10 protein-coding genes are annotated in these 14,279 nt (G+C 58.4%); 3 read left to right on the plus strand and 7 right to left on the minus strand.

The genetic code is table 11. From position 1 onward, the window contains the following. Positions 1–75: 75 nt before the first annotated feature. The gene (locus tag ACOTX5_RS00840) at positions 76–1,374 is read right to left on the minus strand and encodes an MFS transporter (protein ID WP_015571942.1); all 1,299 of its coding nucleotides are present in this window, start codon (positions 1,372–1,374) and stop codon (positions 76–78) included. A gap of 475 nt (positions 1,375–1,849) precedes the next feature. On the opposite strand from ACOTX5_RS00840, the gene uxaC reads away from it, so the two are divergent. Continuing rightward, complete coding sequence (uxaC, locus tag ACOTX5_RS00845) at positions 1,850–3,262, plus strand: glucuronate isomerase (RefSeq protein ID WP_017382427.1); 1,413 nt, start codon at positions 1,850–1,852, stop codon at positions 3,260–3,262. A 17-nt stretch (positions 3,263–3,279) separates the two neighbouring features. Next, positions 3,280–4,767 (plus strand): UxaA family hydrolase, encoded by a 1,488-nt coding sequence (locus ACOTX5_RS00850; protein WP_015571940.1) that lies wholly within the window; start codon positions 3,280–3,282, stop codon positions 4,765–4,767. 86 nt (positions 4,768–4,853) lie between these two features. Here the strand turns inward: ACOTX5_RS00850 and sstT are convergent, their stop codons facing one another. The 4 genes from sstT to ACOTX5_RS00870 all read right to left on the minus strand — a co-directional run bounded on the left by sstT (position 4,854) and on the right by ACOTX5_RS00870 (position 9,141). Continuing rightward, complete coding sequence (sstT, locus tag ACOTX5_RS00855) at positions 4,854–6,095, minus strand: serine/threonine transporter SstT (RefSeq protein ID WP_017382425.1); 1,242 nt, start codon at positions 6,093–6,095, stop codon at positions 4,854–4,856. A gap of 256 nt (positions 6,096–6,351) precedes the next feature. Beyond that, positions 6,352–7,317 (minus strand): TerC family protein, encoded by a 966-nt coding sequence (locus tag ACOTX5_RS00860; RefSeq protein ID WP_017382424.1) that lies wholly within the window; start codon positions 7,315–7,317, stop codon positions 6,352–6,354. Positions 7,318–7,568: 251 nt separating this feature from the next. Continuing rightward, a complete protein-coding gene (locus tag ACOTX5_RS00865) occupies positions 7,569–8,567 on the minus strand; it encodes a Gfo/Idh/MocA family protein (RefSeq protein ID WP_003862623.1) in 999 nt (332 codons plus the stop codon). A gap of 70 nt (positions 8,568–8,637) precedes the next feature. Continuing rightward, positions 8,638–9,141, minus strand: coding sequence for a YgjP-like metallopeptidase domain-containing protein (locus tag ACOTX5_RS00870; RefSeq protein ID WP_017694291.1), 504 nt, complete (start codon positions 9,139–9,141; stop codon positions 8,638–8,640). Between the two features lie 83 nt (positions 9,142–9,224). On the opposite strand from ACOTX5_RS00870, the gene rlmG reads away from it, so the two are divergent. Next, the gene (gene rlmG / locus ACOTX5_RS00875) at positions 9,225–10,361 is read left to right on the plus strand and encodes a 23S rRNA (guanine(1835)-N(2))-methyltransferase RlmG (RefSeq protein ID WP_032649625.1); all 1,137 of its coding nucleotides are present in this window, start codon (positions 9,225–9,227) and stop codon (positions 10,359–10,361) included. A gap of 103 nt (positions 10,362–10,464) precedes the next feature. Here the strand turns inward: rlmG and ACOTX5_RS00880 are convergent, their stop codons facing one another. Both ACOTX5_RS00880 and lsrK read right to left on the minus strand, forming a co-directional pair. Beyond that, positions 10,465–12,486: an NADPH-dependent 2,4-dienoyl-CoA reductase gene (locus ACOTX5_RS00880; protein ID WP_045911534.1), complete on the minus strand. Its 2,022-nt coding sequence runs from the start codon at positions 12,484–12,486 to the stop codon at positions 10,465–10,467. Between the two features lie 178 nt (positions 12,487–12,664). Continuing rightward, positions 12,665–14,260, minus strand: a complete 1,596-nt coding sequence (gene lsrK, locus ACOTX5_RS00885) for an autoinducer-2 kinase (RefSeq protein WP_045911533.1) — start codon at positions 14,258–14,260, stop codon at positions 12,665–12,667. Positions 14,261–14,279: the final 19 nt, after the last annotated feature.

The raw sequence follows: 14,279 nt of genomic DNA on the forward strand, positions 1-14,279 counted from the left end.
GGGTGCGCTTCGCTTGCGCGGGCCTATGGGTTTTGTAGGCCGGGTAAGGCGTAGCCGCCACCCGGCACAACAACGCTAACTCTGCGTCGCCGGTCCCCCAAGGGACTCTTTCGCCAGTTCATCGGCGGATTTGCTCTTCAGCACCGTCCAGATAACCACCGCACCCATCAGGTCGAAGATAGCCAGTACCGCGAACAGCGGGCTGAAACCAATCGTATCTGCCAGCGCGCCGACCACCAGCGCAAACAGGGTACTTGCGGTCCAGGCGGCCATCCCGGTCAGGCCGTTGGCGGTAGCGACTTCGTTACGACCAAACACGTCGGACGAGAGCGTAATAAGCGCACCGGAAAGAGACTGGTGAGCGAAGCCCCCGATACACAGTAGGGCGATAGCCACGTAAGGGCTGGTGAACAGGCCGATCATGCCCGGGCCGATCATCAGCAAGGCGCCCATGGTGACCACCATCTTACGGGACACAATCAGGTTCACGCCAAACCAGCGCTGGAACAGCGGTGGCAGGTAGCCGCCGACGATACAGCCCAGGTCTGCAAACAGCATTGGCATCCAGGCGAACATCGCGATCTCTTTCAGGTTAAAGCCGTAAACTTTAAACATGAACAGCGGGATCCAGGCGTTAAACGTACCCCAGGCCGGTTCTGCCAGGAAGCGTGGCAGGGCGATACCCCAGAACTGACGGGTGCCCAGGATCTGCCAGACGGACATCTTTTTGCCGTTGTCGGTCTGATGCTGAGATTCCTGACCATTAATAATGTAGTCACGTTCTTCGTCAGACAGCTTTTTCTGATCGCGCGGGTGTTTATAGAAGATCAGCCACGCCATGGCCCAGGCAAAGCTCAGCACACCGGAGATGATGAACGCCATCTGCCAGCTGTGCATCACAATCGCCCACACCACCAGTGGCGGAGCAATCATCGCCCCGATGGAGGAGCCCACGTTGAAGTAACCGACAGCGATTGAACGCTCTTTTGCCGGGAACCATTCAGAGCTGGCTTTCAGTCCCGCGGGGATCATCGCTGCTTCGGCAGCACCTACCGCACCACGCGCCAGCGCCAGTCCGCCCCAGCTGCCGGCCAGCGCGGTCGCCCCACAGAAGACGGCCCAGGCTACAGCGAAGAAGGCATAACCAATTTTTGTACCCAGAATATCAAGAACATAACCTGCAACAGGCTGCATTACGGTGTAAGCGGCAGAGTAAGCCGCAATGATGTAAGAGTATTGCTGCGTGGAGATATGTAACTCTTCCATCAACGTTGGCGCCGCTGCTGCCACGGTGTTACGTGTCAGGTAGCCCAGCACGGTGCCGAGCGTCACCAGTGCGATCATGTACCAACGTAACCCTTTAATTTTACGCATGTAAAACCTCATCGTTATGTTATTTCCGTGTCGGGACACGGCAACAACTCAACCGTTGCCGGGAGTTGTTCTGTAACGGGAGGGGCGTAACCGGGAACCTGTCCCGGAACGGCCCGAACCTTGCCATAAGTAATCGTGCTAAGTCGGCTTCCGTACCGTTAAATCCGATGTATCAAACACCGGTAATGCATTCCGTCGGCTTATAGTTTGCGACGGCGAAAAGATAACTTGTCATACAACTTTAAAAGGTGAGTGACATCACAAAAGTGTGAATCTTTGTAGGGACATTATGCGGCGTGCGCAAAGCCAGAACTGGCGCGGTCTGCGAGAGGGTTTACCCCTTTGAGGGTAATTTATTTGTCGACGTTTATTGATCTAACTCACGAAAAAAACGTCGGACTCTGGAAATTGGTGTGATAACTTTGCAGCATCTGAACATAAGCTTTCTGACGCTCCCGTAATGAGGAAGACGATAATGACACCGTTTATGACCGACGATTTTCTGCTAGATACCGAATTTGCTCGCCGCCTGTACCACGACTACGCAAAAGACCAGCCGATTTTCGACTACCACTGCCATTTACCGCCGCAGCAGGTTGCCGAAAATTACCGTTTCAAAAACCTGTATGATATCTGGCTGAAGGGTGACCACTATAAATGGCGTGCAATGCGCACCAACGGCGTGGCCGAGCGCCTGTGTACCGGCGACGCGACCGATCGCGAGAAGTTTGACGCCTGGGCCGCTACCGTTCCTCACACCATCGGTAACCCGTTATACCACTGGACGCACCTCGAACTGCGTCGTCCGTTTGGTATCACCGGCAAGCTGCTCTCTCCCGCCACGGCGGATGAAATCTGGGATCAGTGCAACGAACTGCTGGCGCAGGATAGCTTCTCGGCGCGCGGCATCATGCAGCAGATGAACGTGAAGATGGTGGGCACCACCGACGATCCGGTCGACTCTCTGGAACATCACGCGGTTGTCGCGAAGGACAGCACGTTTGACATCAAAGTGCTGCCAAGCTGGCGCCCGGATAAAGCCTTCAACATCGAGCTGCCGACCTTTAACGACTACATGGCGAAGCTGGCGGAAGTTTCGGATACCGACATTCGTCGCTTTGGCGATCTGCAAACCGCGCTGACCAAACGTCTGGATCACTTTGCCGCACACGGCTGTAAAGTGTCTGACCACGCGCTGGACGTAGTGCTGTTCGCGGAATCCAGTGAAGCTGAGCTGGACAGTATTCTGGCGCGTCGTCTCTCCGGCGAAGCCCTGAGCGAGCACGAAGTGGCGCAGTTTAAAACCGCGGTGCTGGTGTTCCTCGGTGCGGAATATGCCCGTCGCGGCTGGGTTCAGCAGTATCACATCGGCGCGCTGCGTAATAACAACCAGCGTCAGTTCAAACTGCTGGGCGCGGACGTAGGCTTTGACTCCATCAACGACCGTCCGATGGCGGAAGAGCTGTCAAAACTGCTGAGCAAACAGAACGAGCAAAACCTGCTGCCAAAAACCATTCTGTACTGCCTGAACCCGCGCGATAACGAAGTGCTGGGCACTATGATCGGCAACTTCCAGGGCGAAGGGATGCCGGGCAAGATGCAGTTCGGTTCCGGCTGGTGGTTTAACGATCAGAAAGACGGCATGGAGCGTCAGATGACGCAGCTGGCGCAGCTCGGCCTGCTGAGCCGCTTCGTTGGCATGCTGACCGACAGCCGCAGTTTCCTCTCCTATACCCGCCATGAATATTTCCGCCGCATTCTGTGCCAGATGATTGGCCGCTGGGTGCACGCGGGCGAAGCGCCAGCGGATATCCAGCTGCTGGGCGAAATGGTGAGAAACATCTGCTTTAACAATGCGCGTGACTACTTCGCCATTGAACTGAACTAAGGCCGTTTGAGGTTGATATGCAATACATCAAAATCCATTCGCTGGATAACGTTGCCGTCGCGCTGGCCGATTTAGCCGAAGGGACGGAAGTGACCTTCGACAACCAGTCGGTGACGTTACGCCAGGCCATTGGACGTGGACATAAGTTTGCCCTGATCCCCATCGCGAAAGGGGAGAACGTGGTGAAGTACGGTTTGCCCATCGGTCATGCGCTGGCGGATATTGCGCCGGGTGAATACATTCATTCCCACAATACCCGCACCAATCTCAGCGATCTGGACGAGTACAGCTATCAACCTGACTTCCAGGCAGAAGAAGGACAGGCGGCCGATCGTGAGGTGCAGATCTACCGCCGCGCCAGCGGGGAGGTGGGGATCCGCAATGAACTGTGGATCCTCCCGACCGTCGGCTGCGTGAACGGGATCGCGCGTCAAATTCAGACGCGTTTCCTGAAAGAGACCAACAATGCTGAAGGCACCGACGGCGTGCATCTGTTCAGCCATACCTACGGTTGTTCCCAGCTGGGCGACGACCACATCAATACCCGCACCATGCTGCAAAATATGGTGCGTCACCCGAACGCGGGGGCGGTGCTGGTGATTGGCCTCGGCTGTGAAAACAATCAGGTCGACGCCTTCCGCGACACGCTGGGCGAGTTCGATCCTGAGCGCGTGCACTTTATGGTGTGTCAGCACCAGGACGACGAAGTGGAAGCGGGCGTTGAACAGCTGCACCAGCTGTATGAGGTGATGCGTCACGACAAGCGCGAGCCGGGCAAGCTGAGCGAACTGAAGTTTGGCCTGGAGTGCGGCGGATCTGACGGGCTTTCCGGCATTACCGCTAACCCGATGCTGGGCCGCTTCTCAGATTACGTCATCGCCAACGGCGGCACCACGGTGCTGACCGAAGTGCCGGAGATGTTCGGCGCAGAGCGCATTCTGATGAGCCACTGCCGCGACGAAGAGACCTTTGAGAAGACCGTCACCATGGTCAACGATTTCAAACAGTACTTCATCGCCCATAACCAGCCGATTTATGAGAACCCGTCGCCGGGAAACAAGGCGGGCGGGATCACCACGCTGGAAGAGAAATCCCTGGGCTGCACCCAGAAAGCGGGCGCCAGCCAGGTGGTGGACGTGCTGCGCTATGGTGAGCGTCTGAAAACGCACGGTCTGAATCTGCTGAGCGCACCGGGCAACGATGCGGTCGCCACCAGCGCGCTGGCGGGGGCGGGCTGTCACATGGTGCTGTTCAGTACCGGACGCGGCACGCCGTACGGCGGATTTGTGCCAACGGTGAAAATCGCCACTAACAGCGAGCTGGCGGCGAAGAAAAAACACTGGATCGACTTTGATGCCGGCCAGCTGATCCACGGCAAAGCGATGCCGCAGCTGCTGAGCGAATTCGTGGACACGATTGTGGAATTTGCCAGCGGCAGGCAGACCTGCAACGAGAAGAACGACTTCCGCGAGCTGGCGATCTTTAAGAGTGGTGTGACGCTATAAGTGCTTTGTCGGGTGGCGCTAGCGCTTACCCGACCTACTAAACCCTGTAGGCCCGGTAAGGCGTAGCCGCCACCGGGCTTTTCTTTTTAACTGCGCAGGGCGTTCTTCGCTAAACGCGCGTCTTCCGCCTGACAGGCCGCTGCGGTAAACAGAACGTCGGTAGAGGAGTTCAGCGCGGTTTCGCAGGAATCCTGCAATACGCCGATAATGAAGCCGACCGCGACAACCTGCATGGCAATCTCGTTCGGAATACCGAACATGTTACAGGCCAGCGGGATCAGCAGCAGCGAGCCGCCCGCCACGCCGGATGCGCCACAGGCACACAGTGATGCAACGACGCTCAGCAGCAGCGCGGTTGGCAGATCCACCGGAATGCCCAGCGTATGCACCGCCGCCAGCGTCAGCACGGTGATGGTGATCGCCGCACCTGCCATGTTCACGGTTGCACCCAGAGGAATCGACACCGAATAGGTATCGCGATCCAGATTCAGCTTCTCCGCCAGCGCCATGTTGACCGGAATGTTTGCCGCCGAACTGCGGGTGAAGAAGGCATACACGCCGCTTTCACGCAGGCAGGTCAGCACCAGCGGATACGGGTTGCGGCGGATCTGCCAGAACACCAGCAGCGGGTTGATCACCAGCGCCACCAGCAGCATACAGCCGACCAGGACGACCAGCAGCTGCGCGTAGCCCCACAGTGCATCGAAACCGGTGGTTGCCAGCGTGGAGGAGACCAGGCCGAAAATACCGACTGGCGCAAAGCGAATCACCAGCTTCACCATAAAGGTGACAGCGTTGGACATATCGTTCACCAGGTTTTTCGTGGTCTCGTTACCATGACGCAGCGCGAAGCCCAGACCGATCGCCCAGACCAGGATGCCGATGTAGTTCGCGTTCATCAGCGCGGTGACGGGGTTAGAGACCATGCTCATCAGCAGACCGCGAAGCACTTCCACAATCCCGGACGGCGGGGTGATATCACCGGCCGCGCTGGTCAGGTGCAGCGTGGACGGGAACAGGAAGCTAAACACCACGGCCGTTAAGGCAGCAGAGAAGGTTCCCAGCAGATACAGGAACAGAATAGGGCGAATGTTGGTTTTTTGTCCGTGCTGGTGGTTGGCAATCGACGCCATCACCAGCATCAGCACCAGTACCGGGGCGACGGCCTTCAGTGCGCCAACGAAAAGGGTGCCGAGCAGCCCCGTCGCTTCCGCGGCAGGTTTTGACACCATCGCCAGCAGAATACCCAGTACCAACCCGACCAGAATTTGTTTTACAAGACTGCCCTGCGCCAGGCGCGCGAACAGACCACGTGATTGTGTGCTCATACGTTATTCCTGAGTGAAATTGCGTTCCATCCTGGATGTGCTCTAAGTCACATTTGTGTCCGGATGTAAGTATTTGTTTGCCTGGTTGAGTATCAGGGAAAGCAGCGAAAGGCGGAAGCGTAAAATGCTGGATTTTACGTGTTGCGTCATGTTTTTTAACTATTGGTTAACGAAAGTGCCGGGTGGCGCTGCGCTTACCCGGCCTACGGGGTGACGTTGTAGGCCCGATAAGCGTAGCGCCACCGGGCAAAACGCACTAAGCCTGCTGCTTCTTATCGTGCTGGCGGTTAACCCAGGTATTGATAATCAGCGTCACCAGCAGAATGCCAAACACCACGCCGAGCGAAATGGCGATCGGAATATGGTAGAAATCGACGATCAGCATCTTGATACCGATAAACACCAGAATCACCGACAGACCGTACTTCAGCATTGAGAAGCGCTCTGCCGCACCCGCCAGCAGGAAATACATCGCACGCAGGCCGAGGATGGCGAACAGGTTTGAGGTCAGCACGATGAACGGGTCGGTAGTGACCGCGAAGATAGCGGGGATACTGTCCACCGCGAAAATCACGTCGCTCAGTTCGACCAGAATCAGCACCAGCAGCAGCGGGGTGGCGAACAGCAGGCCGTTCTTACGCACGAAGAAATGCTCGCTCTCGATCTTGTCCGTCATGCGCAGATGACCCCGGATCCACTTCACCAGCGGCTTATCACCGATACCGGTATCGTCTTCTTTCGCCAGCGCCATTTTTACCCCGGTGAACAGCAGGAACGCGCCAAACACATACAGCAGCCATTCGAACTGGGTAATCAGCCAGCTACCGGCGAAGATCATGATGGTACGCAGGACAATAGCGCCCAGCACGCCGTACACCAGCACGCGACGTTGCAGAGCCGCAGGTACGGCGAAGTAGCTGAACAGCATCAGCCAGACGAAGACGTTATCAACCGCCAGCGCTTTTTCAATCAGATAGCCGGTGAGGAAGGCGAGTGCCTGAGGATCGGCCACCGCGCGGCCTTCGGTTGAGGCCAGATACCACCAGAAGGCGGCGCAGAAGAGGAGTGAGAGGGTAACCCATACCAGCGACCAGACGGCGGCCTGCTTAACGCTCATGCCGTGCTCGCCGCGACGACCCTGCAAAAAGAGGTCGATTGCCAGCATGATGAGCACGACAACCGCGAATCCGCCCCACAGCATTGGAGTGCCGACAGAATGCATACTATTTTCCTTACACATAAAAAACAAAAACGGCCATGGTCAGAAGACGATAGCCGTTAGCTTTTTATGCATAGACCTCGCCTTCCGGCAAGGTCTCACTTACAACCACGAAGGTTGCCCGGCGACCGGATGCGGTTTTGCACGCATCGTAATGACGATCCACCGGCGAAGAAGTTACTCCCCTTTGCAGGTAACAAATTATGTCAGACCATCGGTTTCGTCAATGGTCTGCACGATTTCATTACACAGTTTTACGCGACGGCTTCCACATTCACGCCGTCTGCGGGGAAGATCACGCCAGTCTGTCGGCGGATCTCCGTTTGCAGCTTCGCCGTGGTGCGGCTGATCGCCAGCCCCGGGTGGTTCACTTCGTTGTCTTCTACCAGACGGGCGAAGACCTCTGCCTCATAGAGCATAGTGTTAATATGCTGAGGCTGCGTCAGCTCCTGCGCTTTGCCGCCGCGGGGAACGATGCTTAGCTTCTGGCATTCGGAGATTTTTTCGATCACCAGCGAGCCGTCTTCGCCCTGAATTTCGCTTGGCAGTACGGAGTCACTGACCTTCGAGTGCTGCAACGTCACGCTAAAATCACCGTAGTCCAGCACCACAACGCCGTGTGCATCCACGCCGCTTTCCAGCAGGCTGGCGGTGGCGGTTACGCCGTGCGGTTCACCCCACAGGGCGACCGCAGAGGCCAGGCAGTAAAAACCGATATCCATAATCGAGCCATTCGAGAAGGCCGGGTTAAAGGTGTTCGGGTTTTCGCCGTCCAGGTAGCGCTGGTAGCGCGAGGAATACTGGCAGTAGTTGATAAAGGCTTTACGCACTTTGCCAATTTTCGGCAGCGATTGCTGCAACAGCAGGAAGTTCGGCAGGCTGGCGGTTTTGAACGCTTCAAACAGCACCACCTGGTTTTCGCGGGCAAGCGCAATGGCGGCTTCCACTTCCTCAATATTCGAGGCGAGCGGCTTCTCGCAGATCACATGCTTTTTGTGGCTGAGGAACAGCTTCGTTTGCGGGAAGTGCAGAGAATTCGGGCTGGCGATATAGACCGCGTCAATGGCGTCGCTTTGCGCCATCTCATCGAGCGAGGTGAACAGATGTTCAACCAGGTAGTCATTCGCAAAACTCTGCGCCTGCTCAAGGCTGCGGGAATAGACTGCGGTGAGCTTATATTTGCCGGTTTCGTGGGCGGCGTCGACGAACTGGCGCGTGATCCAGTTCGTACCGATGACTGCGAAACGTATCATAAACGTTTACGTACTCCGTAGCAGGGAACCTAAAGCCACTGTAGCACGTCATCATGACATTTCGCGTGCGCTACTGCGCATTACTCTTTAACGATAAATGCGTCAGCCACAAACGGGTATCAAACTCCAGCTGGTGGTACTGCGGCTCCATATGGCAGCACAGTGAGTAGAACGCTTTGTCGTGCTCTTTCTCTTTCAGGTGCGCCAGCTCGTGCACCACGATCATCCGCAGAAAGGCTTCCGGCGCATTGCGAAAGGCGGTCGCGACGCGGATCTCCGCTTTGGCCTTCAGCTTGCCGCCCTGTACGCGGGAGATGGCGGTATGCAGGCCGAGCGCGTTTTTCAGCACGTGGATCTTATTGTCGTACATCACCTTGTTGATCGGCGGAGCGCTCTTAAGATACTGGTTTTTCAGATCCTGCGTATACTGCCAGAGGGCTTTGTCAGTCGCGAAATCATGCGTGCCCGGGTAGCGTTTTTCCAGCACCGCACCGAGCTTTCCCGCGGCAATCAGGTCACGAACCTGGGAAAGTAAATGCTCCGGATAGCCCTGGAGATAAGTCAGCTGGTTCATCAAAACCCCAAAATAGTGTGAAAACGGGTATACTCACGCACCCTTTTCAGGGATACGCCAAATTTTACCATTCAGGAGGGCCGATGAGCCACTTAGACAACGGTTTCCGTTCACTCAACCTTAAACGTTTCCCGGAAACGGACGACGTTAACCCGCTTCAGGCGTGGGAAGCGGCGGATGAATATCTGCTGCAACAGTTGGATGGGACTGAAATCAGCGGCCCGGTTCTGATCCTGAATGACGCGTTTGGCGCGCTGGCCTGCGCGCTGGCGGAACATGCGCCTTACAGTATCGGCGATTCTTACTTAAGCGAGCTGGCGACGCGTGAAAACCTGCGTCACAACGATATCGACGAATCCAGCGTGAAGTTCCTCGACAGCACCGCGGACTACCCGCAGGCGCCGGGCGTGGTGCTGATTAAAGTGCCCAAAACCATGGCGCTGCTGGAGCAGCAGCTTCGCGCGCTGCGTAAGGTCGTCACGCCGGATACGCGTATTATCGCGGGTGCCAAAGCGCGCGATATTCACACCTCGACGCTGGAATTGTTCGAGAAAGTGCTCGGCCCGACCACCACTACGCTTGCCTGGAAAAAAGCGCGCCTGATCAACTGTACCTTCAGCGCACCGGCGCTGGCCGACGCGCCGGAGACGCTGAGCTGGAAACTGGAAGGTACCGACTGGACCATCCACAACCACGCGAACGTTTTCTCCCGCACCGGTCTGGATATCGGCGCACGCTTCTTTATGGAACACCTGCCGGAAAACCTGGAAGGGGAAATCGTTGATCTCGGCTGCGGTAACGGCGTGATTGGCCTGACGCTGCTGGCGAAGAACCCGGAGGCCAGCGTGGTGTTCAGCGACGAATCGCCAATGGCGGTGGCGTCCAGCCGTCTGAACGTGGAAACCAACCTGCCGGAGGCACTGGATCGCTGCGAGTTTATGATCAATAACGCGCTGTCGGGCGTAGAGCCTTTCCGCTTCAACGCGGTATTCTGTAACCCGCCGTTCCACCAGAAGCACGCCCTGACGGATAACGTCGCGTGGGAGATGTTCCACCACGCGCGCCGCTGCCTGAAAATCAACGGCGAGCTGTATATCGTGGCCAACCGCCACCTGGACTACTTCCACAAGCTGAAGAAGATTTTCGGCAACTGCGTCACCATTGCCACCAATAACAAATTCGTGGTGCTGAAATCGGTGAAGCTGGGGCGTCGTCGGTAAGATTGGGTATGTGCGGCCTGATGCCCGGTGGCGCTTCGCTTACCGGGCCTACAATGGCCTCGAGCCCGTAGGCCGGGCAAGCGAAGCGCCGCCCGGCAATGCCCTAGATCGCCAGAGCTAACTTCGTCCCCTGCGCAATCGCCCGCCGCGCATCCAGCTCCATCGCCACATCGCACCCGCCAATCAAATGCACCGTTTTCCCCGCCTCGCGCAGCGGATCGGCCAGATCGCGCTTCGGCTCCTGCCCGGCGCACAAAATCACATGATCCACGCGCAGCAGTTGCGGTTCGCCGCCGATCAGCACGTGCAGCCCGTCGTCGTCGATCTTCTGGTAGCTCACCCCCGGGATCATCTTCACCCCGCGCGAGAGCAGGGTGGCGCGGTGGATCCAGCCCGTGGTTTTCCCCAGCCCTTCACCCGGCTTGCTGGCTTTACGCTGGAGCATCACGATCTGACGCGGGCTTTTCGGCAGCTGCGGACCTTCCGGGCGTAAACCACCGGACTGACTGAGGCTGGTATCAATGCCCCATTCCACGCAGAACTCAGCGATGTTCTGGCTGGTGGCTTCGCCCGGCTGGCTTAAATACATCGCGGTATCAAAACCGATCCCGCCGCAGCCGATGATCGCCACCTTCTCGCCAACCGGCGCTTTGTCCCTTAATACATCCAGATAGCTCAATACCTTCGGATGATCGATGCCTTCGATCGCAGGCGTGCGCGGGGCAATCCCACTCGCCAGGATCACCTCGTCGAAACCGATCAGATCCGCCGCGCTGACAAACTGTTTAAGCCGCAGATCGACGCCCGTCACCTCGATCATCCGGCGGTAATAGCGCAGCGTTTCGTAGAACTCCTCTTTGCCGGGGATCTGTCTGGCGATAGTAAACTGCCCGCCGATTTCCGCCAGCGCATCAAACAGTGTCACGCTGTGCCCGCGCGAGGCGGCATTGACTGCAAACGCCAGGCCCGCCGGCCCTGCACCCACCACGGCCAGACGCTTCTTGTTGACCGCAGGAACGATCGGCATTTTGGTTTCATGGCAGGCGCGGGGGTTAACGAGGCAGGAGGTGACCTTGCCGACGAAGATCTGATCCAGACACGCCTGGTTGCAGCCGATGCAGGTATTAATCTCGTCCGCACGGCCGCTTTGCGCTTTGGAGAGCAGTTCGGCATCCGCGAGGAACGGGCGCGCCATCGATACCATATCGGCATCGCCGCGTGAGATCACATCCTCCGCCACCTGCGGATCGTTAATGCGGTTGGTGGTGACCAGTGGAACGGAGACTATGCCTTTCAGCTTGCGCGTTACCCAGCTGAACGCCGCGCGCGGCACCGGCGTAGCGATGGTCGGGATGCGCGCTTCGTGCCAGCCAATCCCGGTGTTGATGATGGTGGCGCCAGCGGCTTCAATCGCCTGCGCCAGCTGCACGGTTTCGTCGAAGGTGCCGCCGCCCTCCACCAGGTCAAGCATCGACAGGCGGAAGATGATAATAAAATCCGCACCCGCACGTTCACGCACCGCACGCACCACCTCCACGGCAAAACGCATCCGGCGGGCATAGTCGCCACCCCATTCGTCGTCGCGCTGGTTGGTGCGGGCGGCGAGGAATTCGTTGATCAGATAGCCTTCCGAGCCCATCACCTCAACGCCGTCGTAGCCCGCTTCCCGCGCCAGCGCCGCGCAGCGGGCAAAATCGTCTATCAGCGCCAGGATCTCGTCGTGGCTGAGGGCATGGGGAGTAAAGCGGTTAATCGGCGCCTGAATAGCCGAGGGGGCAACCAGGTTCGGCTGATAGCTGTAGCGTCCGGTATGCAGAATTTGCAGGGCGATTTTGCCGCCCTCGCGGTGGACCGCGTCGGTCACAATGCGGTGATGCGGCAGCTGTGACGCATCGTTCAACACTGCGCCGCCCTCCATCGTCACCCCGGAATGGGCAGGGGCTACACCGCCGGTGACAATCAGCGCCACCCCGTGGCGCGCGCGCTCGGCATAGAAGGCTGCCAGACGTTCAGCCCCGTCCGGACGCTCCTCCAGCCCGGTGTGCATCGAGCCCATCAGCACGCGGTTTTTGAGGGTGGTGAACCCCAGATCGAGAGGGGCGAATAACGACGGGTAGCGGCTCATAGTCTCTTCCAGTGTAAAATTATTGTTATGTGGTCGGATGAGTTACTAATTTAGCCAGTCGCGAGGAAAAGGGAAAAGGGGAGTGTGGTGATTGTGATGGGATTCAAATATTGGTGTGGCCTGATGCCCTCACCCTAACCCTCTCCCACAGGGAGAGGGGACTTAATCTCCCTCTCCCTTAGGGAGAGGGCCGGGGTGAGGGGGATGCCCGCACCAGCCCCGGCGCCTGCCACATCGACGTGGTCAGCCCGCTGTCCACCAGCCCGAGCTGGTCGGCGTACACTGCCTGCCATTTTTGCATCATGCCGTCGTACAGCTCGCGGTGCTGAGGGTCTGGCGTGAACTCGCGGCTCCACTTCACCAGCCGCTCGCCCGTCGAAGCCATATCCGCAAACAACCCCGCGCCAGCTCCTGCGGCAATGGCACAGCCGAGCGCCGTTGCCTCTTTGACTTCCGGCACGCGCACCGGCAGCCCGGTAACGTCGCTTAAAATCTGGCTCCACAGGGCGCCTTTGGCCCCGCCGCCCGCAAACACCAGGCTCTCAAACGTCACGCCGGAGAAGCGCGAAATCTGCGCCAGGTTGCAGGCCGAGACGATGGCCGCGTTCTCTTCCAGCGCGCGGAACAGCGTCGCTTTGTTGCACTTTTCCGGGTCGATGGAGAGGTTAATAAACGACGGCGCTGCGTGATACCACTGCTTAAAATGCATCGCGTCGGAGAAGATCGGCATCACGCCGTGGGAGCCCGCCGGGACGCGGCTCGCCATCTCTTCGAGCAGGGAGTAGGTGTCCATTCCCATTCGTTCGGCAATCAGCTTCTCTTCGGCGCAGAAGGCGTCGCGGAACCAGCGCATGGTTAGCCCGGTAAAGAAGCTGATCGACTCCGCCTGCGCCATGCCGGGGATGACGTGCGGGTTTACGCGGATGTTCATCTCAGGGTCGGTGCGCACCTGCGGCAGATTCACCACCTGCTGCCAGAAGGTGCCGCCGAGAACCGCCGTTTGTCCGGCGCGCACCACGCCCAGCCCCAGACAGCCCAGCTGCACGTCGCCGCCGCCCATCACCACCGGTGTGCCTTCGCGCAGGCCGCTCTGCTGCGCGGCTTCTTTGGTGACAGCGCCCAGCACGGTGCCGGTCTCTTTCACCGGAGAGAGAATATCGGCGCGCAGCCCGGCCATGTCGAGCAGCGCCGGACGCCAGTCGCGGGAGAAGAGATCCAGCATGCCGGTGGTGCCCGCATTGGACGGATCGACCGCCAGCTCACCGGAGAGCTTCGCCGCCAGCCAGTCGCTGATCATGGTGATGGTGGCGGCTTTACGATAAATATCCGGACGATGGTGCGCCAGCCACAGCAGGCGCGGCATGGCGCTGAGGGCAAGCGTCTGGCCGGAAACATCATACACTTCGGATTCAAACCGGTAGTCGTGGATCTCTTTGAGTTCAGCCACCTCGCGGCTGGCGCGGGCGTCGACGTTGGCGCAGGCCCAGATAGCCTCGCCGTTGCGGTCGTACAGCACAATCCCTTCGCGCATCGAGCAGCAGGCGACGGACTGAATATCCGCCGCGCTCAGGCGTGCGCGCTCCAGCGCCTGATGAATACACCGGCAGGCCAGCCGCCAGTTGGTGTCGAGGTCGAACTCCATCGAGCCCGGCACGTTCTCCACGCTCAGGTGCTTCCACTCGGCCTGGCCAACGGCAATCTGGTTGCCCTGTAAATCAAAAATCACGGCGCGAACGCTGCCTGTCCCTGCATCTAACGCTAAAAGGTAACTCATGAGCTTGCCTCGTGTCAGG

The organism is Enterobacter cloacae complex sp. IR5441, assembly GCF_049238215.1.
Lineage (GTDB): Bacteria > Pseudomonadota > Gammaproteobacteria > Enterobacterales > Enterobacteriaceae > Enterobacter > Enterobacter hormaechei_C.

Excerpts from the sequence above, each read along its gene's own strand:
- ACOTX5_RS00840 (WP_015571942.1), bottom strand. The coding sequence starts at position 1,374 with ATGCGTAAAATTAAAGGGTTACGTTGGTACATGATCGCACTGGTGACG.
- uxaC (WP_017382427.1), top strand. The coding sequence starts at position 1,850 with ATGACACCGTTTATGACCGACGATTTTCTGCTAGATACCGAATTTGCT.
- ACOTX5_RS00850 (WP_015571940.1), top strand. The coding sequence starts at position 3,280 with ATGCAATACATCAAAATCCATTCGCTGGATAACGTTGCCGTCGCGCTG.
- sstT (WP_017382425.1), bottom strand. The coding sequence starts at position 6,095 with ATGAGCACACAATCACGTGGTCTGTTCGCGCGCCTGGCGCAGGGCAGT.
- ACOTX5_RS00860 (WP_017382424.1), bottom strand. The coding sequence starts at position 7,317 with ATGCATTCTGTCGGCACTCCAATGCTGTGGGGCGGATTCGCGGTTGTC.
- ACOTX5_RS00865 (WP_003862623.1), bottom strand. The coding sequence starts at position 8,567 with ATGATACGTTTCGCAGTCATCGGTACGAACTGGATCACGCGCCAGTTC.
- ACOTX5_RS00870 (WP_017694291.1), bottom strand. The coding sequence starts at position 9,141 with ATGAACCAGCTGACTTATCTCCAGGGCTATCCGGAGCATTTACTTTCC.
- rlmG (WP_032649625.1), top strand. The coding sequence starts at position 9,225 with ATGAGCCACTTAGACAACGGTTTCCGTTCACTCAACCTTAAACGTTTC.
- ACOTX5_RS00880 (WP_045911534.1), bottom strand. The coding sequence starts at position 12,486 with ATGAGCCGCTACCCGTCGTTATTCGCCCCTCTCGATCTGGGGTTCACC.
- lsrK (WP_045911533.1), bottom strand. The coding sequence starts at position 14,260 with ATGAGTTACCTTTTAGCGTTAGATGCAGGGACAGGCAGCGTTCGCGCC.